General features: G+C 44.8%; 22 protein-coding genes. 17 read left to right on the top strand and 5 right to left on the bottom strand.

The window, feature by feature from the left end; all coding sequences use genetic code 11:
• Positions 1 to 85: 85 nt before the first annotated feature.
• Together EHO57_RS11075 and EHO57_RS11070 are read left to right on the top strand one after the other, a co-directional pair.
• Positions 86 to 835, top strand: a complete 750-nt coding sequence (locus EHO57_RS11075; protein ID WP_135644768.1) for a hypothetical protein — start codon at positions 86 to 88, stop codon at positions 833 to 835.
• A 78-nt stretch (positions 836 to 913) separates the two neighbouring features.
• Positions 914 to 1384, top strand: coding sequence for a GNAT family N-acetyltransferase (locus EHO57_RS11070; protein WP_135644770.1), 471 nt, complete (start codon positions 914 to 916; stop codon positions 1382 to 1384).
• Between the two features lie 22 nt (positions 1385 to 1406).
• Here the strand turns inward: EHO57_RS11070 and gatB are convergent, their stop codons facing one another.
• Positions 1407 to 2864: an Asp-tRNA(Asn)/Glu-tRNA(Gln) amidotransferase subunit GatB gene (gatB, locus tag EHO57_RS11065; RefSeq protein ID WP_135644772.1), complete on the bottom strand. Its 1458-nt coding sequence runs from the start codon at positions 2862 to 2864 to the stop codon at positions 1407 to 1409.
• A gap of 114 nt (positions 2865 to 2978) precedes the next feature.
• On the opposite strand from gatB, the gene EHO57_RS11060 reads away from it, so the two are divergent.
• The 4 genes from EHO57_RS11060 to EHO57_RS11045 are packed head-to-tail and all read left to right on the top strand — an operon-like array spanning position 2979 to position 5388.
• A complete protein-coding gene (locus tag EHO57_RS11060; RefSeq protein WP_135644774.1) occupies positions 2979 to 3734 on the top strand; it encodes a ParA family protein in 756 nt (251 codons plus the stop codon).
• Complete coding sequence (locus EHO57_RS11055; protein WP_135644776.1) at positions 3727 to 4422, top strand: hypothetical protein; 696 nt, start codon at positions 3727 to 3729, stop codon at positions 4420 to 4422. The genes EHO57_RS11060 and EHO57_RS11055 overlap by 8 nt, the downstream gene beginning before the upstream one ends.
• Complete coding sequence (locus tag EHO57_RS11050) at positions 4423 to 5106, top strand: toxin-antitoxin system YwqK family antitoxin (protein ID WP_135644778.1); 684 nt, start codon at positions 4423 to 4425, stop codon at positions 5104 to 5106.
• A gap of 6 nt (positions 5107 to 5112) precedes the next feature.
• On the top strand, positions 5113 to 5388 hold the full coding sequence (locus EHO57_RS11045; RefSeq protein ID WP_135644780.1) for a hypothetical protein: 276 nt from the start codon (positions 5113 to 5115) through the stop codon (positions 5386 to 5388).
• On the opposite strand, the gene EHO57_RS11040 is transcribed toward EHO57_RS11045, so the two are convergent.
• On the bottom strand, positions 5344 to 6387 hold the full coding sequence (locus EHO57_RS11040) for an LIC_10230 family protein (protein WP_135644782.1): 1044 nt from the start codon (positions 6385 to 6387) through the stop codon (positions 5344 to 5346). The genes EHO57_RS11045 and EHO57_RS11040 overlap by 45 nt on opposite strands.
• 59 nt (positions 6388 to 6446) lie before the next feature.
• The gene (locus tag EHO57_RS11035) at positions 6447 to 7457 is read right to left on the bottom strand and encodes a hypothetical protein (RefSeq protein ID WP_135644784.1); all 1011 of its coding nucleotides are present in this window, start codon (positions 7455 to 7457) and stop codon (positions 6447 to 6449) included.
• A gap of 135 nt (positions 7458 to 7592) precedes the next feature.
• Here EHO57_RS11035 and EHO57_RS11030 point away from each other — a divergent pair, with 135 nt between their 5' ends.
• From EHO57_RS11030 to mtaB, 7 genes are all read left to right on the top strand, one after another.
• The gene (locus tag EHO57_RS11030; RefSeq protein ID WP_135644786.1) at positions 7593 to 8975 is read left to right on the top strand and encodes an ABC transporter permease; all 1383 of its coding nucleotides are present in this window, start codon (positions 7593 to 7595) and stop codon (positions 8973 to 8975) included.
• A 1-nt stretch (position 8976) separates the two neighbouring features.
• The gene (locus EHO57_RS11025) at positions 8977 to 9672 is read left to right on the top strand and encodes an ABC transporter ATP-binding protein (protein ID WP_135644788.1); all 696 of its coding nucleotides are present in this window, start codon (positions 8977 to 8979) and stop codon (positions 9670 to 9672) included.
• Position 9673: 1 nt separating this feature from the next.
• Positions 9674 to 10513, top strand: coding sequence for an ATP--guanido phosphotransferase (locus tag EHO57_RS11020; RefSeq protein ID WP_210410026.1), 840 nt, complete (start codon positions 9674 to 9676; stop codon positions 10511 to 10513).
• A gap of 103 nt (positions 10514 to 10616) precedes the next feature.
• Positions 10617 to 13154: an ATP-dependent Clp protease ATP-binding subunit gene (locus tag EHO57_RS11015; RefSeq protein WP_135644790.1), complete on the top strand. Its 2538-nt coding sequence runs from the start codon at positions 10617 to 10619 to the stop codon at positions 13152 to 13154.
• A 67-nt stretch (positions 13155 to 13221) separates the two neighbouring features.
• Positions 13222 to 13647, top strand: a complete 426-nt coding sequence (locus tag EHO57_RS11010; protein WP_135644792.1) for a hypothetical protein — start codon at positions 13222 to 13224, stop codon at positions 13645 to 13647.
• Positions 13648 to 13678: 31 nt separating this feature from the next.
• Positions 13679 to 14467, top strand: a complete 789-nt coding sequence (locus EHO57_RS11005) for a tetratricopeptide repeat protein (RefSeq protein ID WP_135644794.1) — start codon at positions 13679 to 13681, stop codon at positions 14465 to 14467.
• The gene (gene mtaB, locus EHO57_RS11000) at positions 14448 to 15758 is read left to right on the top strand and encodes a tRNA (N(6)-L-threonylcarbamoyladenosine(37)-C(2))-methylthiotransferase MtaB (protein WP_135644797.1); all 1311 of its coding nucleotides are present in this window, start codon (positions 14448 to 14450) and stop codon (positions 15756 to 15758) included. The genes EHO57_RS11005 and mtaB overlap by 20 nt, the downstream gene beginning before the upstream one ends.
• Before the next feature lie 166 nt (positions 15759 to 15924).
• On the opposite strand, the gene EHO57_RS10995 is transcribed toward mtaB, so the two are convergent.
• Entirely contained in the window at positions 15925 to 16587 is a 663-nt protein-coding gene (locus EHO57_RS10995) for a class I SAM-dependent methyltransferase (protein ID WP_135644799.1), read from the bottom strand.
• Positions 16588 to 16758: 171 nt separating this feature from the next.
• On the opposite strand from EHO57_RS10995, the gene EHO57_RS10990 reads away from it, so the two are divergent.
• Both EHO57_RS10990 and EHO57_RS10985 read left to right on the top strand, forming a co-directional pair.
• Entirely contained in the window at positions 16759 to 18399 is a 1641-nt protein-coding gene (locus EHO57_RS10990) for a tetratricopeptide repeat protein (protein ID WP_135644801.1), read from the top strand.
• Positions 18396 to 19550: a tetratricopeptide repeat protein gene (locus tag EHO57_RS10985; RefSeq protein ID WP_135644803.1), complete on the top strand. Its 1155-nt coding sequence runs from the start codon at positions 18396 to 18398 to the stop codon at positions 19548 to 19550. Before EHO57_RS10990 ends, EHO57_RS10985 begins: the two co-directional genes overlap by 4 nt.
• Before the next feature lie 32 nt (positions 19551 to 19582).
• On the opposite strand, the gene EHO57_RS10980 is transcribed toward EHO57_RS10985, so the two are convergent.
• Positions 19583 to 20548: an alkaline phosphatase family protein gene (locus EHO57_RS10980; RefSeq protein ID WP_135644805.1), complete on the bottom strand. Its 966-nt coding sequence runs from the start codon at positions 20546 to 20548 to the stop codon at positions 19583 to 19585.
• A 76-nt stretch (positions 20549 to 20624) separates the two neighbouring features.
• On the opposite strand from EHO57_RS10980, the gene EHO57_RS10975 reads away from it, so the two are divergent.
• Together EHO57_RS10975 and EHO57_RS10970 are read left to right on the top strand one after the other, a co-directional pair.
• A complete protein-coding gene (locus EHO57_RS10975) occupies positions 20625 to 21638 on the top strand; it encodes a hypothetical protein (RefSeq protein ID WP_246050650.1) in 1014 nt (337 codons plus the stop codon).
• Positions 21635 to 23875, top strand: coding sequence for a hypothetical protein (locus EHO57_RS10970; RefSeq protein ID WP_135644807.1), 2241 nt, complete (start codon positions 21635 to 21637; stop codon positions 23873 to 23875). Before EHO57_RS10975 ends, EHO57_RS10970 begins: the two co-directional genes overlap by 4 nt.
• The last annotated feature ends 1 nt before the right edge of the window (position 23876 follow it).

Here is a 23876-nt window from a genome sequence, read left to right as displayed (position 1 = left end):
ATTGGAGAAGGAAAAAATCCGAAAAATTGCCTTTGCTTTTTAGACTATCGTTGAATTTGAGAAAGCATCCCTTAAGAATGTTCCGATGCGAATTTTGAAGTACTTTCTATATATTGCAGTTGGTTTTACGATTTTGGAATGCATGACTGCAGATAAGAGCGAGAGAAATTTTTCGGCTCATAAAGCTGCGAACGAATTACCAACTCGAGTGGTTTTGAAGAAAAAGATCGCTCCGAACAAAGAGACGAAGTTGAATATCTCCGTAGAGGTCCTGGATACGGAAGCGGATTGGTCGGATGCAGTCCTTTCCAATTTTCTCGTACAGGATGATCGGTCGATTCTTCTCAGGCTTTCCTCTAATTACTACCTTGTATTTGTAAGGATCCGGAACAATAACTCTGTTCGTGAAGTTTTGCAATTGTCCAGTCTGGAATTCGAGCATGAAGGAGAACCTTTTCGTCCGGAAGCCTGGGAAAATTATCCGAAGAATATTTCCTGTCTGAATTGGAAAGGGAACATAAAGAATTTATATAATGCGGGAGTATTAACGCTAACTACAGTCTTTATAGTAGGTGTACTTGCGGCTTGTGCAAAAGAAGGAAAATGCGAAGGAATACAGCACATAGAGAAGGCTTTGAATCTGGCGAGTTCCGGAGAAACAAACGTTTCAAAAGTGATCTCTAATCCTTTGTTCACTACTAATTTAGAGTTTTGGAATGAAAAAGATCCTTGGGTAATGAATCCGGGAACCAACAAGGAATTCTTTTTGCTCTATCCTAAGTCCTGGTCTCAAAATTTAGGGACAAAAGCCTTACTCTCTCCCAATTGTTTTTAATTTTTTTATTATTTATAAAAATAGAATAGATCCTATTCGGGACTTAGGGTATTCTCTTTTTTCGCTAAACGGAGAACCATGCAGAACGCGCCTACGATCCTTACCAGAATTGCCACTAGATCCGACTTAGAAGAGCTCGCGGAATTATTCGATCTATATCGGAGATTTTACAGATTTCCTTCCGATGTGCATGCAGCAAAGAGATTCTTAGAAGATAGGCTTTTGCATAAGGATTCTATCCTTCTTGTGGCGGAAGGCTCCGGAGGCTTATTGGGATTTGCTCAATTGTATCCTACTTTTTCTTCTCTCAGTATCCAAAAAGATTATATATTAAACGATCTTTATGTAAGAGAGAGCGAAAGAAGGAGTGGGATCGCCAGAAAACTACTGGGAGAGGCTGCTTCATTCGTGGTGAAATGCGGCGGAAAAGGGATGGGTTTGGAAACTCATCCTGATAATAGAGCGGCCAGGATCTTGTATGAGCATTTCGGATTCAAACTGAGTGAATCCTTTTTGCACTATTATTGGACTGCGCCTAAGGAAGCATGAACTTCTCCGAGGCGCAATCGCCTCAACCCTTGGGAGGAAGCGGTCCCAATTTATCCAAAAGCATTTGGTTGACCAGATTCGGATCGGCCTTGCCTTTAGAGACTTTCATGATATAACCTACGATCGCGCCGAGGGCCCTGTCTTTTCCGGACTTGTACTTTTGGACTGCGTCCTCATTGGCAGCGATTGCCTCGTCCACGATCCTTTCGATCTCTTTATCGTCGCGTACTACGATCAGGTTCTTTTCGGTTACGATGGTTTCTGGATCCTTGTCGCTAGAGAGCATATCTTCGAAGACTGTCTTTCCGATCTTTCCGGAGATCTTTCCGTCAGCGATCAGTTTTACTAGGCCGCCTATTCTTTGCGGTCCCACGCTAAATTCTGAAATTGTAATGCTTTCCTTGTTTACGATACCGAGCACTTCGTCTTTGACCCAGTTAGAAGTTCTCTTTGCGTCTCCGGAAACTTTCAGTGCATCCTCAAAATAATCTGCAATCTCTCTTTCTGCTGTAAGTACATCCGCATCGTATTTAGGAAGTCCTAAGGATTGAACGAAACGATCTCTTCTGGCATCAGGAAGCTCCGGTAAGGTCTTACGAATATCTTCGACAGTCTCCTTGGTAAGAATGACAGGAGGAAGATCTGGATCCGGAAAATAACGATAATCATGACTCATCTCTTTAGTTCTCATGGTCAAGGTTACGTTAGACGCGGAATCCCAAAGCTTTGTCTGTTGTGGGAAGGTCTTTCCTTGGCTGTACATATCCCTTTGCCATTCTACTTCGTAGTCGATGGCCGCCTTAACTGCTTTGAATGAGTTCAGGTTCTTGATCTCTACTCTTGTTCCGAATTTATCCGAACCGACCGGACGAATGGAAACGTTCGCATCGCATCGAAGGGAACCTTCTTCCATATTGCAATCGGATACACGAATGTACCTGAGTACTGATTTGAGAGCTAATAGATAATAATACGCTTCGTCGGAAGAACGCATGTCCGGCTCGGATACGATCTCAATGAGAGGGGTTCCCGCTCGATTCAAGTCCACATACGACTGAGGGACTTTTGGGTCCGCAGAGTGGATCAGTTTTCCGGCATCTTCTTCTATATGAATGCGTGTGAGTTTGACGTATCTGGGTTTGTCCTCACCCTTGACAGTGAAACTGATCCCTCCTCCGACGCAGATCGGTCTGTCGAACTGGGAGATCTGGTATCCTTTGGGAAGGTCCGGATAGAAATAATTCTTTCGATCGAATTTAGTATGAAGAGTAATGTCCGAGCCAAATGCGAGTCCCGCCATGATCGCTTTGGAAAGAGCGTCTTCGTTCAGAACGGGAAGAGCTCCCGGCAGTCCCAAGCAAACGGAAGAAACTTGTGAATTGGGAGCCGCACCGAATTTAGAGGGACTATCGGAAAATACTTTGGAATTCGTATTGAGCTGTGCGTGTACTTCCAAACCGATGATCACTTCATATTGCACTAGAACACCTCTTTGCCCCGAATTTGTAGGATGAGTTTTTTCCTTATCCTTGAAATTTTAGAGGCCTATGGAGTTATTCTTCCAAGCGGACCAGTACCGGCAACGGATTTTTGAATGAAACAAACTCTTTGTATTGCGAATCAGAAGGGAGGAGTGGGAAAAACCACCACATCCGTGCATCTTGCGGTCGGTCTGGCTAGAAAGGGAGAGAGGGTCCTTCTCATCGACCTGGACGCTCAGAACAATGCGAGTTCGGTCTTTCCCGAATCCAAGTCGGAGTCCGCAAAGGATTCCTTTTCTCTTTTTAGCGAGAAGGCTCCTCTTTCCGAGATCATGGTCCCTACCCGGATCGAAGGTTTGCATCTTCTTCCTTCTTCTTCTAAGCTGACCCAGATCGATGTTCTCTTGGCAGGAAAGATGGACGGTTTCTTTATTTTAAAGGAAGCATTGGAGCCTCATTCTTCCGATTTCGATTGGGTAGTGATCGATTGTCCTCCGAGTCTTTCTTTGATCACAATGAATGCTTTCGTTGCTGCGACAGGTTTGATCGTTCCTCTACAGGTCTCTAAATTTTCTTTAGATGGGATAGAGGCGATCCTGGAAGCGAAGAGCAATACCGTAAAACGATTCAATCCGGGACTAAAGATCCTAGGAGCTTTATTGACCCTATTCCAGCAAAGGACTACCATGTCCCAAACTGTCGTGCCCATGATAGAAGAACACCTTCGCTTGTTCGATTCCAAGATCCCTCCTTCCGTTGCGGTAGAAGAAGCCCATCTATTGAACCAATCTCTGTACGAATACCAACCTAAGAATAAGGCGACGAAAGCATACCTTCACTTTACAGAAGAGGTATTCTCTCTTGGCTAAGAAGTCAGACTCTAAAAAAGATCTTTTGAAAAAAGCGGCGGGAGATGCGGTCCGAAAAACCTTGGGCGGAGAAGTCCGAACTCCGGACGAGACCCCTTCTCCAAATCCTCCTCAGGATGTACGTAAACAAGAACCGGAGATCCCAAAAGAAACCGAGTCTAGGCCTTTGGACCAAGAGAAAAGCCGGGAAAAACAATTGCCCAAAAAGGAGCCCCTCTTCAAGGTAAACAACGACATGAGGATAGAAGAATATACCCAGATAGGAAACCGTGATTCCAACGGGAATAAAAAGTGGATCCGTATCCTCGGCGTCTTCTTGGTTGTAGCCTTTGTTTGGTGGATCTGGCCTTCCAAGCATGAGATCTATATGGATGTGGATAAGATGAGTCCCGACAAGGTCTCCGGAATGACTTCCGAAAAGGAATATCATTTTACTCACGGGCAGGATTTTTTCATTTATTATAAAAGAGGCGGTTGGTTCTCTCCGGATAAGATCAAGCTCACGATCTATAAGGTAGATGATTCTAGAGAAGAGATCAGTGTCCAAGAAAAAGATTTCAAGCGTAGGTTCGATAAGTTCCAAACTTACTACGACGATTCTTTCTTCGACGAAGAAGGCGCGTATGAAGTTGAGATCAAGAACGAGGAAGATGAGATCCTCGTTACCAAGAAATTCACCATCGACTAAATGAAATTCTTCTTAGTTTCTCTTTTTTCTTTCCTATTTTTCTTTTCCTGTGAGCCTGCGGATCGTCCAGCCGGGTTGCCTGCGAACGCAAAACACGATCGGAATATGAACGCATACGTTCTGACAGAGAACGGGATCAGCAAAATATATTACGATAATGGAAAGTTATTCTTCGAGTGTCCAGTGGACGAAGCCAAGCTATATCATGGATTTTGCAAGTCTTATCTTCGTACGGAAGAGGGCGTGTCCGCTCAGGGGAATTACGAGCACGGATCGAGAGTGGGGGAATGGACCTGGTTCTTTCCGGACGGAAAAGTCTATATAAAACAGAAATTCGGTACAGGCCCCAAAGACTTAGCGGCCCAATTTAACGGGGATGAAGGGAACGAAGACGGACCCTACGAAAGATATTATCCGGAAGGAAACCTGGAAGTAAAAGGCCACTACAAGAGCGGATTCAAATCTGATTTCTGGCAGAAGTTCTTTAAGGACGGAGAATTGGAATATTCCGGTTATTATTCCAAGGGAAAGAAGATCCGGACCTGGTTTTATTATTTTCCGAATCGCCAAACCGAATCTGTAGAAGTGTTCGACGATTCGGGCAAATTCCTCTCTCGTACGATATTTGCTCCGGACGGGAAAAAACTCTGTGAAGTCGAAGAGCAAAAATCCCACTGCGGATGATCTAAGATGCAAAGATCCGGATGGGAGAAGTTCGCATGTTGGAGCTTCGTTTCTCTAACGATCTATATTAGCTTTTACTTAACTTTCACTCATTATGCAGGAGAGGCATTTCTGCTCTCCTTGCTCGTTACTCATTTAGGGATCTTTACCGCATTTCGCAGGGTCTTGGATCGAACGTATTATATTATATTAACGTTTTCTCATATAGCAATTTGCTATGTGGTCGGAAAGAATTCCTTAGAGATTTTGTCCGCTATCGATGGATGGAAACAGGGATTTTAAGATCCCGAAATTGGAATTCAGCCAAACGATCAAGACCACCACGAAAACGAATACGATCACTAGTATGATATTGATATAGAGAATGATCCGAATGAATCTCGCTTGCAAATAGCCGAATGCTAAAGCCAGGTTCTGATACTTTCCCAGTTCGGAGCTTTTGCCGAATTTCAGATAATTCCGGATATAGAAAGCGGAAAGAAGGATGATCGCCAATATGAGCAATATTCCGAATTGCTCGGAGTAATTTTTCTGAAGAACGAATAGAGGAATATAGATCAGGTCTCCGATCAAAGTCCCTAATGCCAGGATCCCGAAGAAATGCCAAACGGAAGTCCAGAAAGTCTCGCTGTCCGCTTTCTTTCCTGTCCTGAATTCCGCTTCGTCTTCTCTCAAATTTTGGAGAGCGCTAAATCTTTCCGCAGGATCCTTTTTGAAAATAGAACCGATGGAGACCATCAGATAGATCATACCGATGATCCATCCCAAGAAAAACACTACGATCGGAAGGATCCATGCCACGGAATCCGGAGTGCGAACCGTAGCTCCGACTAACGTAGGTAACGCAGTAAGCGCGTAGATGATCCCGAAGAAATACAAGATCCGGTTCAAGAATGCATAGAAGAAGGCTCTATAATAAAGAGAGATAAAGGAAGTAAACGAAAGGACTGCCAGAAAGATATAGAAGAAGATCTGTATCTTCTGCCCTAAGAGGACCCGGCCTAGTCTGTCCTTGGTCTCCTCCGGCTGAGAGTCAGTAGGAAGAGAAGGGTCGTTGATCTCAGCGATGATCTTTTGGGTCAAAAATAGCTGAGAGATCGCACCGCCTTGGAAATAAAAACCGGAAGCAGGTTCCTTGCCTGTTCCATCCAACAAGGCTTCCATGGTAGAAGTGTCGTTTGCATCCAGGAACGTAGGCTGCAAGAAGAGTTGGAATACGCTTACGAGTAAAAGAAGGAAGGGAATGATATATGCGATGATCAGTTGGCTTCGGGATTTCATTCTGCTGACGCTGTAACGACTAGGATTTCTCTAAGCCGGATTCTCTTCATCCAAAAAGTTTAAAATAGGAAGACGAATATGGCAACCATTCCGATCCCCACGACTCCCAAGGCAATGAGAACGGTAAGAAGCAGGCTGGATTCTCCTGCCTCCAGAGAAGCGGAAGATGCGGATGAGGCAGAGCTTGCGCTTCCTCTTGGTGCTGCAGGTTTATCTCCAGTGTACGGGCGGACCTTGATAGAGTTCTCTTCTTCGTAGATCTTGCCGAAGATATCATTCCCGATCTTGATGACGGTTTCGTTTTCCACTCCCTTGTTTTCCGTAGCGACTACAGTCGCAGGAACAGGCTTGATACTTCCGTCTTCCATTTTCAATTTCATCACGTCTATGATACCGAGAGTGGCAGGATCACTGCCGATCAATTGGACTACGATCTGATCCCCTGGTCTCAACTGATTGACCGGGATCCCAGATACAGGAGAAAGAATGAACTTGAACTGGATCCTGGTTGCGTTTGCAGGAATATTCGCATCGATACCTGTAGGAGTTCCGATCGGAATGACCGGAGCCTCGTCGGGAGTGACTTCGGGAGCCTCTTCGGTATCAAGAGTTTCAAAGGAGGACTTGGAACTTCCAGCCTCATCTATCTTTCCCCGATCGATCAAAGAATACCAAAGTGTAATATCCGGCTTGGTATTTCCCATTGCTTGGTTCCCGATTTGATTGATCAGGTAGCGGATCTTATCGTCTTCTCTCTTATTGATATAATGGATCAATTGTTCCATGAAATCGTCGGAGCGGCCGCTCGTTTGGAATAATTCTTGGAGTTTATTCGTAAGATTCTTGAGTTGTTTTCCTTCGTACTTGATCTTTTGGCAGACGTTTGTAATGTCTTTGTAAGTGGCTCCGGAAAGAGGGATATTGATGAGTTCGCTATTTCCTACCGCTACAACTTCAAATTTCTCTATACGGCTAGAAACCGGATCTACGATCCCCCCGAATAAGATATACAGAGAAGAGGTACTATCTCTAGATTGGAATAATAAAGAATAAACTTGTTCGGATGGCATAAAATTTCGAATGAAAGACCGATACTACTCTGAGCCCAAATCAGTATCGACTTTTTTTTGACATCCTGCATCGAAATCTGATAATTGTCAAACTAAGGAATTTTGCGGGTATGTTTAATTTCACCTGCTGAACCGATGAATTTCCTCTTTAAAAGATCTCCTTTAATCCTTCTTCTTACTTCCCGTTATATCAGAGGCTCTCGCGTTACCGGTCTTTTGTCCCTGAAATCTAGGGTCTCATTTATCGTGATGGCAGTGGGAGTTTCCCTCTTGATCGTAGTCTTATCCATCTTCAATGGTTTTCAAAGACAATTGAAGGAATCTCTGTGGCAGGGTGGAGAACATATTACAATAGAAAGTAGTTCCAATGGCGGAGAGATCCGGGATTACCAAAAGATCATACAGTTCATCGAAAAGACCCCAGAGCTTCAATCCAGGATCCTCGCCGTCGAAGGAGGGATCCAAAGTCATGGTCTTATCCAAAGATATAATATTTTCTATCCGGTCTTGATCAAAGCAGTTCCAGTTACTAGTGTCGAGGATCTGCTCGCTCATAAGCTGCCTAGTTTTCCGAGAGTGGTCCATTACAACCGAGATGAACTAACGCAGATGAGTAAGGAGAACTTCATTATCCTTGGAAAGGAAATGGAGGATCTGTACAATTTCGGACTCGGCAAGCAACTCACTCTCGCAGTTCCCGGAGGAAGGTTCTCTCTCGGAAAAGGTGTGGAAGTCAGCGTAGAGAATTTCAGGGTCTCCGGTTTCTTTAAGACGGGAAATTATAAGTTCGATTCCAGCTTTGTCTATATGGCGCTTCCTACCGCACAAAGATTCTTTAAAATGAGAGAAGCGGTGAATCAGATCACGATCAAGGTGAAGTCCTTGGACGATCTCGCCTTCTGCAAACGAAAGCTGCATAGATTATTCTCCGACGCAGAGTTTGAAAGAGAAGTCGAATCGGCTGCATCCCTTTCTGTGAGAACGATCGCAGAAGAACAAGAAAATCTTCTCGCAGCTCTTAAACTGGAAAAGACGATCATCTCTATTATCGTTTTCTCATTCATTATCTTGGCCGCGCTCGGAATGGTTGCTTCCGTTTACTCGTTAGTGAGAGCAAAGAGAAAGTCCATCGGTGTATTAAAGGCTCTTGGGCTTCCTTCTTCCGATATACTTTTGATCTTCACGCTGAATGCTATGCTGGTTGGGATCCTGGCTTCCTTGATCGGAGGAGTGACAGGCATCTTTCTTGCAAATTCCTTGGAAAGCATCGTGGGTGGGATAGAAGAGATCATCAATATGTTCGGACCGGACTTTGCCGCACTTTCCGGATCGGATTGGAGTCCTGTAGAGCTAGTGCCTAAAAGGATCTATTACTTCGATCAGATCCCAGTGGATATCAATATCGCATTCATCTTCATGGTGACCACAGCGGCCACGATCCTATCCGGGATCGCCGGATATTTTCCTGCCAGATGGGCCGCTAGCTTGAACCCAGTGGACACGATAAGGAACGACTAACGTGAGTATCATTAAAATCAGAAACCTAGTCAAAAAGTATCATGTCCTAGAAAAAGAATTCTCCGTTATCGACGGATTGGATATGGATGTCGAAGAAGCAGAGATCTTCTCCATCGAAGGAAAGTCCGGGATCGGAAAATCAACTTTATTGAATATCCTAGGCGCAATGGACACATTCGATTCCGGAGAAGTTGAAGTCTGTGGAATCAAATTGGCCGAACTGGACGAAAAAGGGAAAGAAGCCTTCCGTGCAGAGAAGATCGCATTCATATTCCAACATCATTTGCTCCTTCCTGATTTTTCCGCATTAGAGAACGTTTCTATACCTCTACTCATCAGGGGTTATTCCCCCAATAAGGCAAAAGACGAAGCGGTTTCCATCTTGGAAAAGGTCGGCCTGAAAGACAGATTGGACAGTTATCCTTCTCAATTATCGGGAGGAGAAAGCGCGAGAGTGGGAGTGGCAAGGGCTCTAGTCGCGGGAAAGAAACTCATTCTTGCGGACGAACCCACAGGGAATCTTGATAGAGAAAATTCAAGAAATCTAATGAACCTGATCCAAGAATTGCAAAAGGACTTGCGATTCAGTTTAATCCTCGTAACCCACGATATGGAGCTTGCAGCGCTTGCCCATAAACGAAATCAGATCTTTCAAGGAAAGCTAAGACCTGTAGTCTCCCCGCAAACGGTGCAATGATGTGGAAGCCTGCGTCTATTGCGGCTTAACCCTTCTAGACTGGAAGGACAAGGGCAAGATAGGTTGCTTTCATTGTGTCCGATTCCTGGGAGAAGAATACACCAAATTCATTCCGAACCAAGCGGCCGAGGATTGGAAGCCTCTTCCCGAATTGATATCTGCTTCTTTTTGGGAAGATTGGGAACGGATCTCTTTGCCGGAAAGACTGGAGAGGATCGACTCCTATCGGTTGCCTTTTACTTATAGATTTAGAGTAGCCAGAAATCCTCGGAATAGTATTTATCCCCAACAATCTAAGAAAACGAACCGATTCTTGCGGGAGTTTCTGGAGTCTTCTTCTCAAAATCAGGAAGAAGGAGCGTCGCCTCCTCAAAAAAAACCTAAAATTCCGGAATTTGCCGATAGATTTCCTTGGAATTCTGGGACTTTAGTAGCAGGAGACGAGGATCATATTCGTTGGGAATATGTAACCGATTCGCTTCTGGAGCTAAACTCTATTCTAGGATCAGATTTTTTACAAAAATTCTGGGCCGAGGATCAGTTTGATTTCTTAGAGGGGATTGGCTTCGTGAATTCTTGCCCGACGAACTCGGGACATGGAGATAAGTTATCAGTATCCATTCCCGCAAACCTTGCGGAGACTGGAGATCTTTCCGGCTTTAGATTGCCTACAGACTGGGGCTTCTATCGGGAAGAATTGAAGCAGAGATTGGTGTTTTTCCGAAAAAATTTCGGACAGAATCGAAAAAATTCCTTTTTCAATTTGGTTTCCTATTTAGCCTTACTGGTAATAAGCGGAAAAGATGGGACAAAACCATCCTTGCCCCATAATCCTTTTTGATTAAGTCATCCGATATATTCTTTAAGGGAAGATCCGGCTCCCTAGTTGGAAATTGGATGCGAATACAGTCTAACCTACAGAAGCCAGCGGGAAGGGCGTGCACATGTTGGAATTTACTAAAAGAGCAAAACGAGTAATCAACGAGATCGCGCAAGACGAAGCAAAGCGTCTCGGTAGCGAATTTATAGGCCCTGAACATATCTTATTAGGTTTGTTGAAGGAAGAAGATTCGGTCGCGATCAAGATATTAAATAACTTGAACATCAATCTGAACGAACTTCGTAAAGAAGTAGAAAGAAGGACCAGAGAGAACTCCGGTACTTTGTTGATGGACATGGCCCAAGGACAGGATCGATATCAAAAGATCATCGAGCTTTCCAAGGAAGAGGCAAAACGTCTCAAACATAATTATGTGGGAACTGAGCATATCCTTCTCGCATTGCTGCGCGATAATAACAATATCGCAGGTGGCGCGCTGTATTCATTCAGCGTTAACTACAATGTCATCAAAGGAGAGATCCTCCGCTTGCTAGGCGCACCTCCGACTAGCACCGTGGGAGTATCCAGCCAACCGACCGCACAGCCAGGAACGCCGCGTGCCGAAAAGACCAAGACACCTATCTTGGATGAGTTTGCACGCGATCTAACACAACTTGCCAGAGATAAAAAACTAGATCCTGTGGTCGGAAGAGCAAATGAGATCCAAAGAGTGATCCAGATCCTTTCCCGTAAGACCAAGAACAACCCTGTTCTTGTGGGAGAATCCGGAGTGGGTAAGACTGCTATCGTCGAGGGCTTGGCTCTCGCGATCGTAGAAAAGAACGTACCTGATCTACTCTTTGATAAACGAGTTCTTTCCTTGGATTTGGCCAGCCTGATCGCAGGAACCAAATACAGAGGAGAATTCGAGGAAAGATTGAAGAAGATCATGAAAGAGATCTCTTCTTCGAACAATATCATTATCTTTATCGATGAGTTGCATACTTTGATCGGAGCGGGAGCAGCAGAAGGCGCGGTAGATGCCGCAAATATCCTGAAGCCTGCCTTGGCTCGTGGAGAGTTGCAATGTATCGGAGCAACTACTAGCACGGAATATCGCAAGTATATCGAGAGAGATTCCGCTCTGGAGAGAAGGTTCCAAGTAGTGAAAGTGGCCGAGCCTTCGGTAGAGGACGCTATTCTGATCCTAACCGGACTGAAGAAAGCGTATGAAGCTCACCACAAGGTCCGTTATTCGGATCGTGCTTTGGAGCAATCCGTAAAACTATCTCATAGATATATCAACGATAGATACCTTCCTGACAAGGCGATCGATATCATCGACGAGGCGGGAGCAAAAGCAAGACTTGCAAACTGCGCACGTCCGCAAGCGGTGAAAGACTTGGAAGAAGAGATCAAATCGCTTTCTCAAAAGAAAGAAGATCTGGTCCGTTCTCAAGAGTATGAAAAAGCTGCCGGAGTCAGAGACGAAGTAAATCGTAAGAAACAAGTTCTGGAAGAAAAGATCAGATCTTGGCAGGAGAAACTGGACGACTTCGCAGTCTCCATCGACGAAGACGATATTCTTTCTGTGGTCTCACAGTGGACCGGAATTCCTCTCCAAAGAATGGAAGAGAACGAGTCTGCTAGACTTCTACGCTTAGAAGAAGAACTTAAACGAAGAGTCGTAGGACAAGACGACGCGATCGAGAAGATCGCCAAGTCAGTGCGTAGAGCAAGGACCGGATTCAAGGCAGAAAGAAGACCTACTGGATCCTTTATCTTCCTTGGGCCTACGGGAGTGGGTAAGACAGAGCTTGCAAAGGCTTTGGCTGAGTTCCTATTCGGAGATCAGGACGCGATGCTTCGTGTGGATATGTCCGAGTATATGGAACCACATGCGGTCAGTAGATTGATCGGGGCTCCTCCAGGTTACGTAGGATATGATGATGGCGGACAGCTGACTGAATTCGTTCGCAAGAAGCCTTATTCTATCATTCTGTTGGATGAGATCGAAAAGGCTCACCATGATATCTTCAATATCCTTCTACAAGTAATGGAAGAAGGAAACCTGACGGATACCAAGGGGCGCAAAGTCAATTTCCGTGATGCGATCATCATCATGACTTCGAATATCGGAGCGAAAGAGATCTCTAGCACCGTAAGACTCGGATTCGAGGATCGTTCGGGAGAAGAGGACAAATACAAGTCCGACCAGGCAAGAGAACAGTTGAAGAAACACTTCAACCCTGAGTTCTTGAACCGCGTCGACGAAGTAGTCTACTTCAAACCGCTGAGAAAAGAAGAGCTTATGGGAATCATGGATATCATGATCCGCGATACCAATAAGAGACTTCTGGACAAGAAGATCCAGATCGAACTTACCCAAGAAGCGAAGAATCACTTCATGGATGTGGGTTACGACGAGAAATTCGGAGCACGTCCTCTTCGCCGAGTATTCCAAAGAGAATTGGAAGATTATATGGCTGTTCAGACTCTCAAAGGCGCTTACAAAGAGCCTACTAAGATCACAGTATCCTTTAAAGAAGGGAAACTGGACTTTGCGGAAGAGGCTTGGACCGACTATAAACCGGCGGACCAGAAGGACGGAGGAAGTTCTCCGAACAATCCGGAGCGTTCCGAAGAACCTGCGCTAGTGTAAAATCGATCTCGCCTCTGCTTCAAAACGGGGGCGAAATCGGGAACGGAGGCTATGAAAGAGAAAGTCTATGCCGTACCTAATTCCCGTGATCTTTGTACTTTTGTATCTCCTCGTTCGTAAGGTTTGGTTCCATCTGCGTAAAATCAGGACTGTCGCAGGGATAGAAAAAATCTCTCTCTGCGTTTTCCAGCCCGATTTATTTCTTCCCGAGGTACGCGTCCTCTACAAATACTACTTCCAAGGCGGGGTCTATTTCGGATCCGGTTATATGCTGTTGTCCGATTTCCTCGATCACGAGGAATACGAGATCTACAGGAATTTGGATGGTTTACCCGTTCTAGAAACGGGAGATTTTCAGATCGTTTCGGAAGAAAGAATCGAGCATTTTCTTTCTATTCGATATCCAAGTATAATCGTTTTCATCGACCCGGTAGAACCTTTTCATTCTTTGATTGATTGTTTGAATACAAAGTCGATGGGGGTTCCTACTTAAAAAAATCTTTCCCCTGCCAGAAAAGAGACAGATGCACAAAGGAAACATCATCCTATTCTCCCTGATACTTTTCGTGTTTTCCACAGGGACAATCATCGCACAAGACGGGCAGGATTATCAATCCGCTCTGGCCGAGTTCCAAAAAGGCAATTCTGAAAAAGCATTGGAGATTATCCGAGTGCTTCACGAACAAGGAAAGCGTTCTTACGAAACGCATTATCTTGCTGCCTTCTGCCATTATAATGCGGGAAGGACCAAGTCCGCAGCAACTCATTGGTCTGAGGCATTAAAATTAAAACCAGGCGATCCTGCGGTCAGCATGGACTTCGCTCGTTATTTGATCCAAGCGGGAAGGAATAGCGACGCATTAGAGATCATTCGAAATTCCTACGAGGCTAATCCTAAGAACAGGGAAGTCCGACTTCTGTACGCGACCACCTTGCTCTATAACGGAAAAGCAAGAGACGCACTATTTGTTATCGAGAAACTGAAATCCGAAGACGGGAACGATTATCGTCCTCTGGTCTTAGAGGCGCAGGTGTACTTCTATTTAGGAAGTGCGGAAAAGGCAGAGGTCAGTTTGAAGTGGGCCCAGTCCTTAGTTCCGGCTAACGCGAGTGTTTTGAACAACTTGGGCTTGGTGTATGAAAAAGCTGGCAACCAAGAGGCAAAGCGTGGAAACATCAAAAAGGCACTCGAACAATTGAAGAGCGCCAAAGAACAATTGGAATCCGCTTTGAAACTGAAACCGGAAGATGATAAGATCAAAGGGAATCTAAGAAGGGTCGAGGCCAGGATCAATGCCTTATCCGCAGGGTGAAAAAAAGGTTCTATTTCACACACTCGGTTGCCGGCTGAATTTTTTCGAGTCGGACGGACTCTTCTCGTCCTTAAGCAAGCATGGATATTCTACTGCGACTGGGGAAGATATTCCGGATGTGGTCGTAGTCAATACATGCACTGTTACCAATAAGGCAGATTCAAGAAATCGTAATATTATTCGAAATGCGATCAAGAGATATCCGGGCGCTCAGGTTTGGGTGACTGGATGTTACGCCCAAACGGACAAGGATTCTATCGAATCCATTCCTGGGATTGCAGGAGTGATCGGTAATGAGGACAAGTCTAGGCTTCCTCAATTGATCTTGGAAAAGGAAGGGATTTTCTCCGCTTCTCCTGAGATCTCCGATCGATTTTCCTACTCTGATGTTTTACCTCACGGACATACCAGGGCTTATTTAAAGATCCAAGACGGTTGCGATCGCCAATGTTCTTATTGCAAGATCCCTCAGGCTCGAGGCAAGGGAGTTTCCCGAAACTGGAAGGATGTTCTGGATCAGGTTTCCTTTCTCCAAGACAATGGGGTAGGAGAGATCATGCTGACCGGAGTGAACCTGGGTTGGTATAGGGATTCCGATGGAAGAAAAGCATTCCCTAAGATGTTGGAAGCCATCCTGAATAAATTAGAATATTCTAGACTTCGTTTGTCTTCTATCGAGCCTCCGGACGTAGGAGTGGAGCTTGCCGAATTGCTTACTCATCCTAGATTCACTCCTTTCCTGCATGTGCCTTTGCAAAGCGGAAGCAGATCCATTCTGAAAAGAATGAAGAGAAGTTATACTCCGGAAACATTCCGAAAGAGGATAGAACTCGCGAAATCCAAGGTCCCCAATCTATTCTTAGGAACGGATGTGATCGTAGGGTTCCCCGGAGAGACTGAAGGCGATTTCCAAGATTCCTGTACAATCCTAGACGAATTAGGTTTTGCTAAAATACATGCATTCCCCTTCTCCGTACGCAAGAATACTTCTGCAGAAGAATATCCGGAAACAGTTTCAAAAGAAGAGAAGAAAGAGAGAGTTCACACTCTCATGCAGCTTTCGCAAAGATTACATAGATCTTATGCAGAAAGTCAATTCGCTCAAAAGAGAGAAGCTGTCTTAGAGAAAGACGGAATTGCAGTGACTGATAATTATTTAAAAGTGGTCCTTCCCGAATCGGACCTTCGCAGTTTAAGTCCAGGTCAATTTCTGACAGTAGAGATTGGCGAATATATTCCCGAGAATGGAAAAGAAGGGAAAGTTTCCGGACGGATCTTGGCTGCGGTTTAGAATTTCGCGTTTTTCCGATTCAGGTTCGGAAGAAACTGCGCCGCTAAAGCCAGCGCAGTTGTATTTAAAAGTAACTAGAAGTCCCTTTTAGTATTCAGAAGTCTTTAAATTGTTTGAGCAGGGATTTTCTCTCTCTTGTCAAAAGATCAAAAACAAAAAGAGAGTATTAGGATCTGATCAATTCTTCCGAATACGTTTCTTCTTCTCTTAGATCGTAATAGCCGTACTCGAATTCAGGGCCGGACTGGATCTCTAAGCCATAGACATTTTCGCTGATCCGGACCGTTTTTACGATCTCGAGCTTGTACTGTTCCGCAAGGAATTTCATTTTATCCAAAGAGATCTTATCGTTGATACGAGGTCCCACAGGGTACTCGTTCTTGACCCAATCTAGAACGATGAGTCGCCCGCCCTTTTTCATAGAGCGAATGAGTCCGTCCATTGCCTGTCCAGGGTCTGCAAATGTGGACAATACTAAGGAAGCAAAGATCATTTCGGGAACAGGGATCCATTCGGGTAACAAGGGACGGTCTGCTTTCTCCATAAAGAATGGAGTGAATCTTTGGATATCTTCTCGATTCTTCCAATGGAGTACTTCGTCCAGGAAGTCTTGGTTACATTCCGCTCCCCAGACCCAACCTTCTTTATGAATGGCTTTCAGAAGAGGCTCTGTCCAAAAACCCAGTCCCATTCCGAAATCTACGATATTCTGCACGTCCTTGAACGAAAAATGTTTAAAGACTACTTCAGGTGGCGTAAGCTCTCTTCGTCTACTAGAGAGAAGAAAATTTTGGTACTCTGGATCGTAATAGTATTCGATATCAATCATCGGAAGACCGGAAGTCGTATTATGTCTTCTATCTGCCTCTTTCGGTCAAGAGCAAACAAAGAGACTTTTGCAAATTCCCCTCTTTTATTATTTTCTTTCCTTTGTGCGAAAAACCGAAGTAAAAAATTCGATTCGGAAGGCCGATAATGAAATTCGGAACCTTATTTCCAGATGAAAATTCGCCTTTGGACCACAGCCTTTTTTTGCTTCCTCTTGTGGGGAGGTTCTCTAGGCGCTCAGCAAGATATCCGCTTGGACGGCGGAGGTGACGGTTCGAGCGTTGCGGGATCCCTAAATGTGGAAGTGCTTCGCGATGGGAAGTCTGTGCGAATCTCTTGGGATCCTCCTCGTGAAACAGGAGAGATCATTGTGGCCAGATCTTCTGGGATCATAGATAGTCCGGATAAATGTTATATTGCAGATTCTTTAGGAAAATTCCCAAGCGGAGTTGCGAACGGGGTCAATCAGATCTACGATTACAATCTCAAACCGGGGACGTATTATTATGCTGTAGTGCTAGCACATCATGTTCGTAGAAAAGATATTCGTTTGGTTGCGAATCGGAATTTTACGACTATTCCGGTAGTGATCGAGAATAATCCCCAGCCGAGCAATCCTCCTCCGGTGCAGAATCCTCCTACCAACCAAAATCCTCCGGTGAATAACCAGATCCCTCCTGCGGAAGAGCAAAAGTATTTATCCGACAATGCTCGCGTAACGGACATAGCAGTTAAGAGAGAAGGAAAATTTGTTCGTGTTACCTGGGAACCTTATCCAAAAGGAATTCCGGGAGAGACAATTTATACGATCTATAAATCTGCCGAGCCTTTATCCAGTTTAAGTTTGATGAGAAAGGCAGAGAAGCTTGCGGAAGTTTCCCATCCTGAGAATAATTTCTTAGATCAGGATCTCAGTAAATCTCAGACATTGTACTATGGGGTTTCGGTAAAGCAAGGTCTAAAGGAAGTCCTGCCTCTGGTACAGAACCAATCATTTATCCGTCACTTCTATGTTTACGATCAGGATAAGAGGAAGCCTCCGAAAGAAGACGACTCCGTAGTGACCAATCCTGACTTCTCCTTCGATGAGATGCATGTGAGAGATCTGAACGCTACTAGTGTGGAAGGCGGGTTCCGTTTGGATTGGAAGCCTCCTACAAAGGCGGACGAGAATACGGTATATTCCATTTATCAAGCGCTCAAACCTTTATCAGGTGGTGTCTCCACATTCTTAGGTGGGAACGTGAAGAAGTTAGGCGAGATTGCTCATCCGGATACGAACGTGATGATCCGTATGAAGCCTTCCGAGGGAACCGTTTATTTCGGTGTGACTGTAAAAAGGGGAGACGTAGAGGATTTTACTCTTACTCTGGATCAGTCTTTTGTTGCCATAGGAATCAATCCTGGTCCCGATCAGAACAATCAGCAGGATACTGCAGAACCTGAACCGACCAAGGAAGATTCCAAACCGAAGGAAGAGGAACCTAAGACTGTACAAAATGAAGAAAAGGCCCCTGTTCTTGTCCAGAAGGACGAAGGTTCCGAAGAGGAAATGGATCGGATCTTGAAGTCGACTTTCTGGAAAGACGATTATGCGGAGGCGATCCGACAATTGGGTCCTTATTCCGGATCGGGAGATAATTCCTTACGAGGAAAGGCCAAGTTCTACTTGGGAATGTCTTATTATAGAAAAGGCGAATATAATAAAGCTTTAAAGTATTTTGTACAGAAAGATACTAAGGCATATAATCCGGAACGAACCGAATTCTGGACCAAGCAATGTTTGTCCAGGATTGGCGGAGGGAGAAGATGAACCGTTCCATCATTTTAGTAACAGGATTCTTATTTGTGTGTGCCGGCTTGTTGACCGGCATCTATACCGCGGTGATCCAAGATAACGATTCTTCGAATCGTACTATCCTGGAAAAGGTCCGCGAAGGTGAGGAATTCCTAAAGCATTCCAATCCTAAATCGGCAGAGAAAGCTTTGGACATCTTCGCAGAGCTTTCTTCCAAGGATCTGGGCTCCGATCTTTCTTTCCGTATCCAGTACGATCTAGGTGCCGCTCTGGACAAGACCGGTGATAAGATGAGAGCCCTAGGGATCTTTAGAGAGCTGAACCAGAAGGAAGGTCTTTCGAGAGAAGAGAAAGCCAAGGTCGCTTACGGCCTAGGGAACCTTCTTCTTCTTTTGAATAGAGACGAAGAAGGCAAAGGCCATCTAGAAGAGGTGCTTCGTACTTCCAGCGATAATAAACTCAGATCAAATGCTCTTTCCGCGATTGCCGATTATTATATGAAGAAGGGCAATTACGATCAGTCCAGAAAGAACTATGTTCTCGCATTGCAGGAAGATCCTGAGAACGTGAAGGCTCGGGTTCGCTGGGGTAAGTCTCTTCGTCGAATGGGCAAGGACTGGTCCGCGTACGATGTGTATGAGGACTATGTGCAAGCGGATGCATATTTCGACCCGGACAAGGTAGCTGTGGATAAGGAATTCCGTTCCGGCCTTCTGGAGAAGGGAAGACAATTATATGTTCATAAGCAGTACTACAATGCGATCGAGACCCTCAAAAAGGCCTTAGACATAGGGGTTAGCGAGAAGGCGAGAGAACAAGCCTGGTATTATATAGCGGAAAGTTATGATGCAGTAGGAAAACCGGAAACCGCCATCCAATATTTGAATAAAATATTAGAAAATTCTGATGGTACTATGGACCAGGCTGCAATCTTCCGCAAGGGAACGATCTATTTCCGCAACGGCCAATATGAGAAGGCTGCCTCCGTATTCCATGATGCTGCGGACCGCAATCCGGATTCTCCGATCGGAAAGAAGGCTCAAACTTGGAGAAAAGAGGCTTTGGACCAGATCGAGGACGATCTGAAATACAAGGACAGCGATACGGCTAAGACAAAGCCTTCCAACGATGACGACAATCGTTTGGACGATGACTGGAAATATTAAGAGTTACTGACGGAAAGGGCTGCTAAGCCGAATTATGCCGAAGTCTGAACAAATTCTTGTTCGGACATTTCTATCTTAATTCCTAAGCTATTATAGATAGCATGAGGAATATCTTTCAATGCCTTGATACTTTCCTTCATTTGATCCGTGTATTTTCCGTAAAGGATCGTGGGCACGAAATTCAAAGTGTGAACATCCACAGTGAGGTCTTCTAGATTTCCGTGATCGGAAGTGATGATGAGCTGATCTTCTTCCGGGTCCAAAGCTTCCAAGACCCCAAGTAAGAATTCCTCCAAGTCTTGGATGCATTTCTGAGCACCCTTCCAATTCATCTTATGACCGACTTTGTCCGTGATGAAATATTCATAGATGCAAAGAGTATGATCCTCTTTGACTGCTGGGACTATATTCTTGCCAGTCTCGTACGGGTCTTGGAGTTCTAAGACAGGATCGTCTTTGTCTATGAATTCCCTTCCGAACTTGCGTAGGAAATCACGGCTGATATCCATGTACAATCCCTTCCCCTCACGGAGATCGTTCATGCCTTTGAGCGGTTTGTCGGCTGCCATTTGGATCAATGTAGAAGCGGATACGTGCCGAGGATTTTTTTTAACGTGTTCGGCGAATCCGGGAGTATAACAATTTAGAAGATCAGCCTTAAATCCGTTCTCTTCTAGGATCCGAATGATAGAATACTTAGCGATGATCCTTTTGAGAGTGAAAGTGGGAAAGCCGCTCATATGTCGGTTCAGGACCTGGCAGGCATTGATCCCGGTCCATAACGAAGTTTGACCGGTTGCGCTCTGAGGAAGTCCCTTGATTCCCATGCTGGCATCCGTTCTGAGATAGACCAGGTCCTTGAGACGAGAAGGAGCATCCGATGGGATCTCTTTGCCGCCTAGGGGAAGGAAAATCCCTTTTGCATATTTCGCAAAAGGATTCTTTTCCGGATTGTTTTCCCCGAATCCGATCCCATCTATAAATACATAAAATATCATTCTATAGCCCGAAAGAAGAGCGCTCTCCTATTGAATTAGACTGATTCTTTAGGATAGAATCGCCGATACTAGAAAGGTGAACCCTCGTACAAGTAGCAGAAGATCTAGAATTCTCTCTCTGATACTCCTATGTCCTGCATTGGTTTCCATCCCTTTTTTACCTTCCGAGTGGGTGGATGCGGTTTTCTTCTCTCCGGTGCCAGTTCTTAGTTCGCTTCCAAAACTGAAGAAAGAGCTCTTCTCTTCTACTCTGGTCCACCGGCTCGAAGATCCCTACTGCGACCTGGGACTTCGATTCGAATATACGATCCGACAATTTTCCAATCTCAGTTCGGATAAGAATGCGGAATCTTTGGGTAAGTCCCTACGTTCTTCTTTTCGTTTAAAGCTAGTACGTATTTACGATTATAATTTCAGATCCATGTATTCTTCGGATCCGGAAGGACCTGCTTTTCACAGCGGGCTCAGGCTTTTAGGTTTGGAAGTTCCCAGATCCGGCTGGGAGGAAGACACTGAAAAATTCCTATTGTATCGAAGCGCGAATGGGGAGTTATATTTCCAAATTCCGAAAGAAGATGGAGAAAGGATCGTTCAGGAATCCACAGGTGCCAAGAGTACATATCTTCCTAGGGAATTTTCAGAAGGAGTATTGTACTGGGCCTTTCGAAAAACGGACCAAGGTTACGAGCTATTAGAAACCAATTTGGATCCTATGAGTCCCTTGCTTCCTGAAAAGACAAAAGAGTCGATCGATCCTACTCAGAGAGAAGGGGGAGAAGTAGAGACTCATGCTTTGCTCGAAAAATTCTCCAAGCCAGGTCGTTTTCTGCAAAGGCCGGTCTGGGAAAAGATGATCCAAGGGAATATGGAGATTTTTCTGGCATATCCGAGAAAGTCCAGAGCCCAAGAGATGTTATTGATATTGGCGGCAATATCCGCATCCCTTCTTTCTTTGTTAGGCGGGATCCTCGCTTCTCGCATTTTGTATACGATCCGAGCGGAAAAAAGATACTCGGAGAGAGAAGACACACTAAAAATGAAAACAGAATTGGTCCGCTTACTCGGGCTCGTTCGGGAAAGGACTAGATGATCGGCTCTAAACTCAGACTCGTTCTTTCACTGGCATTCTTATTCTCCTCCATGATACTTTGGTTGGAGCCGTATTTTCCTTCGGGAATATTTTATAAGTCCAGATTAGATTCCGTATTTTCTTCTTTTAATAAAGATGTCTTGGAATTGGAGAAGGATATCCGAGAATCCAAACCGGAAGAACTCGGGATCGATTCTTCTTTCGTTCCTGTAAAAACATTCACAACCTGGGATCCTATCTTAAAGATCACTCCGGATCTGGAATTCTCGGATGAGAAGGAAAGGCTCGTACTTTCTCAATCTTGGGAAGGGAAGATCAGTAGGCTCTTGATCCTAGAGAATGAACCGGTCTTATTCGTACCTATACAAGAAAAGTCCATCGCGGTCCTAGCGATCTTAGACAAAGATAGATTTAGGATCTCCATCGAAGACAAGGTAGAATACTTCGTTCCGGAACCTAAGGTCGGCTCCTTCTCTAATTGGGAAGAGAAGGGAGATAAGGCGGATCCTCGTAGGATCTCCGAAGAACTTTTGCGTTCTATGAAAGACTCCGGCACGGATTTCAGAGAGATTCGATTGGGAGAGAAAACATACAGAGGATATTACGCTTCCTATTCTGACGACAAGATCGGATTCATCCAAGGAATTTTATTGTTAGTTCCTACGGAACCGAATTTGTTCCTACTTCTATTTCCTATATTCTTCGGTCTTCTTCTGGCTTTGGATCTTTGCATTCTTTTGGTTCGTAGGAACAAGGCAGTCATGATCTACAGGCGTTCTGAAGTTTCTAGATTGATCCAACTTCTCTCCCAAAGGATAGAAGAGGGTACCTTCCAACAGATAGAAGCCAAGAAAATGCAGGAGATCCCCGAAGTTCCTGAAATGGTTACTCAACCGGAGCCAGCGACCCTAGAGACGCATGCATCTTCATCCGGTACCTTCTACGTTTTGCCTTTCGATCTTCCTCAGGATTCTTTCTTAACTCCTAAATATTTAAGAGAGAAGAGATCTTTGGAGCCGAGTGCTTCCGAATTCACCGGCTCCGTTACGATCGCAGAACTTCCTCCTCCCGTTCAGAAAAAGAGAGAATCTATCTTTACCGAAGAACTTGCTAAACTTGTGGAGAAGGTAAAGACTGTCGCTCCAGCGGAAGAAATCCAAAAAATAGAGATCAGCGATCGTCCAAAGGATTCCGGTCTCCTTGCGAAAGCGTTAAGAGTCACAGGACTTGCGGAAATCGGTCTTAAGGCTGCAAGAGGTCTTTCTCCTCAGCATAAGTCTAGGTTCTTTTTATGGGCAAGGGCTTGGTGGGGGATCCGAAAGACAGATCCGAACGAGGAGCTTCCTCTTTCCGAAAAATTCAAGACTTGGCTGGAGAAGCAACCTATCCGAGAGAAAAGGAAGATCTTGGAAGTATTGGATGAGATCCACCAAGGTTTGGATACTCCCATGTCTTCTCTGTTGAAATATTATTTAACGATCTTCTCCTCTTTGCATCTAAGATCTTTCAGTATCCATTTTTACGATAGAAGAAGAGGCGCTTATCTTCCAGTGGTCTCGTATGGACTGCAACCTTATAGTCGCCAGAATATGATCTTCTTATACGGGGACCAATTCTTAGGAAAAGAGACCGGAGACGTTTCTATCATAGACGTAACGGAAGAAAAAAGGAACGATCACTTCTTTCGAAAGAAGTTCGATATGGCCGATCTGGACGGAGTGATGAGGATCGTGTCCTTTCCGCTTTTTAGATCGGGATTGGACTTTAGATTTTTCTTATTATTCCCCGATCCACCAAACAACGATTTGGCCGATCAAATCCGTGATAATGTGGAGAACTCGATAGAACCTGTAGAAGATGCTTTCCTACAATTAGAGATAGAGCAGGCTTCTCATGCGATCCAAGACAAACGGGACCTGGTCCAGATCCAATTCCTTTTATTGCGCTGGGCGACCCACGGAGAAAGAAGCAGATGCAATCTGTATAAGATCCGACCTTCGGTGGACTTGCAATACCAGGTTCTAGAAGAATGGAGAAGAAATGCCTTGGAAAAGATCCAGCCCATCCTCGATTCGGAAGATTACGGCTTCGGCGTTTCTCCTTCCGAGATCTTCGTTCTCTCCAGAGAAGAAAGACAAGGTCAGCTAAAAGAGATCATGGAATCACTGGGTCAACCGTATGAAATACAGACCCTTCCGTATCCGGAAAATGGAAAGAATCTCTATACTTATATTTAAG

It is taken from the genome of Leptospira langatensis, from assembly GCF_004770615.1.
Lineage (GTDB): Bacteria > Spirochaetota > Leptospiria > Leptospirales > Leptospiraceae > Leptospira_B > Leptospira_B langatensis.
This window is presented reverse-complemented; position numbering and strand designations above follow the sequence as displayed.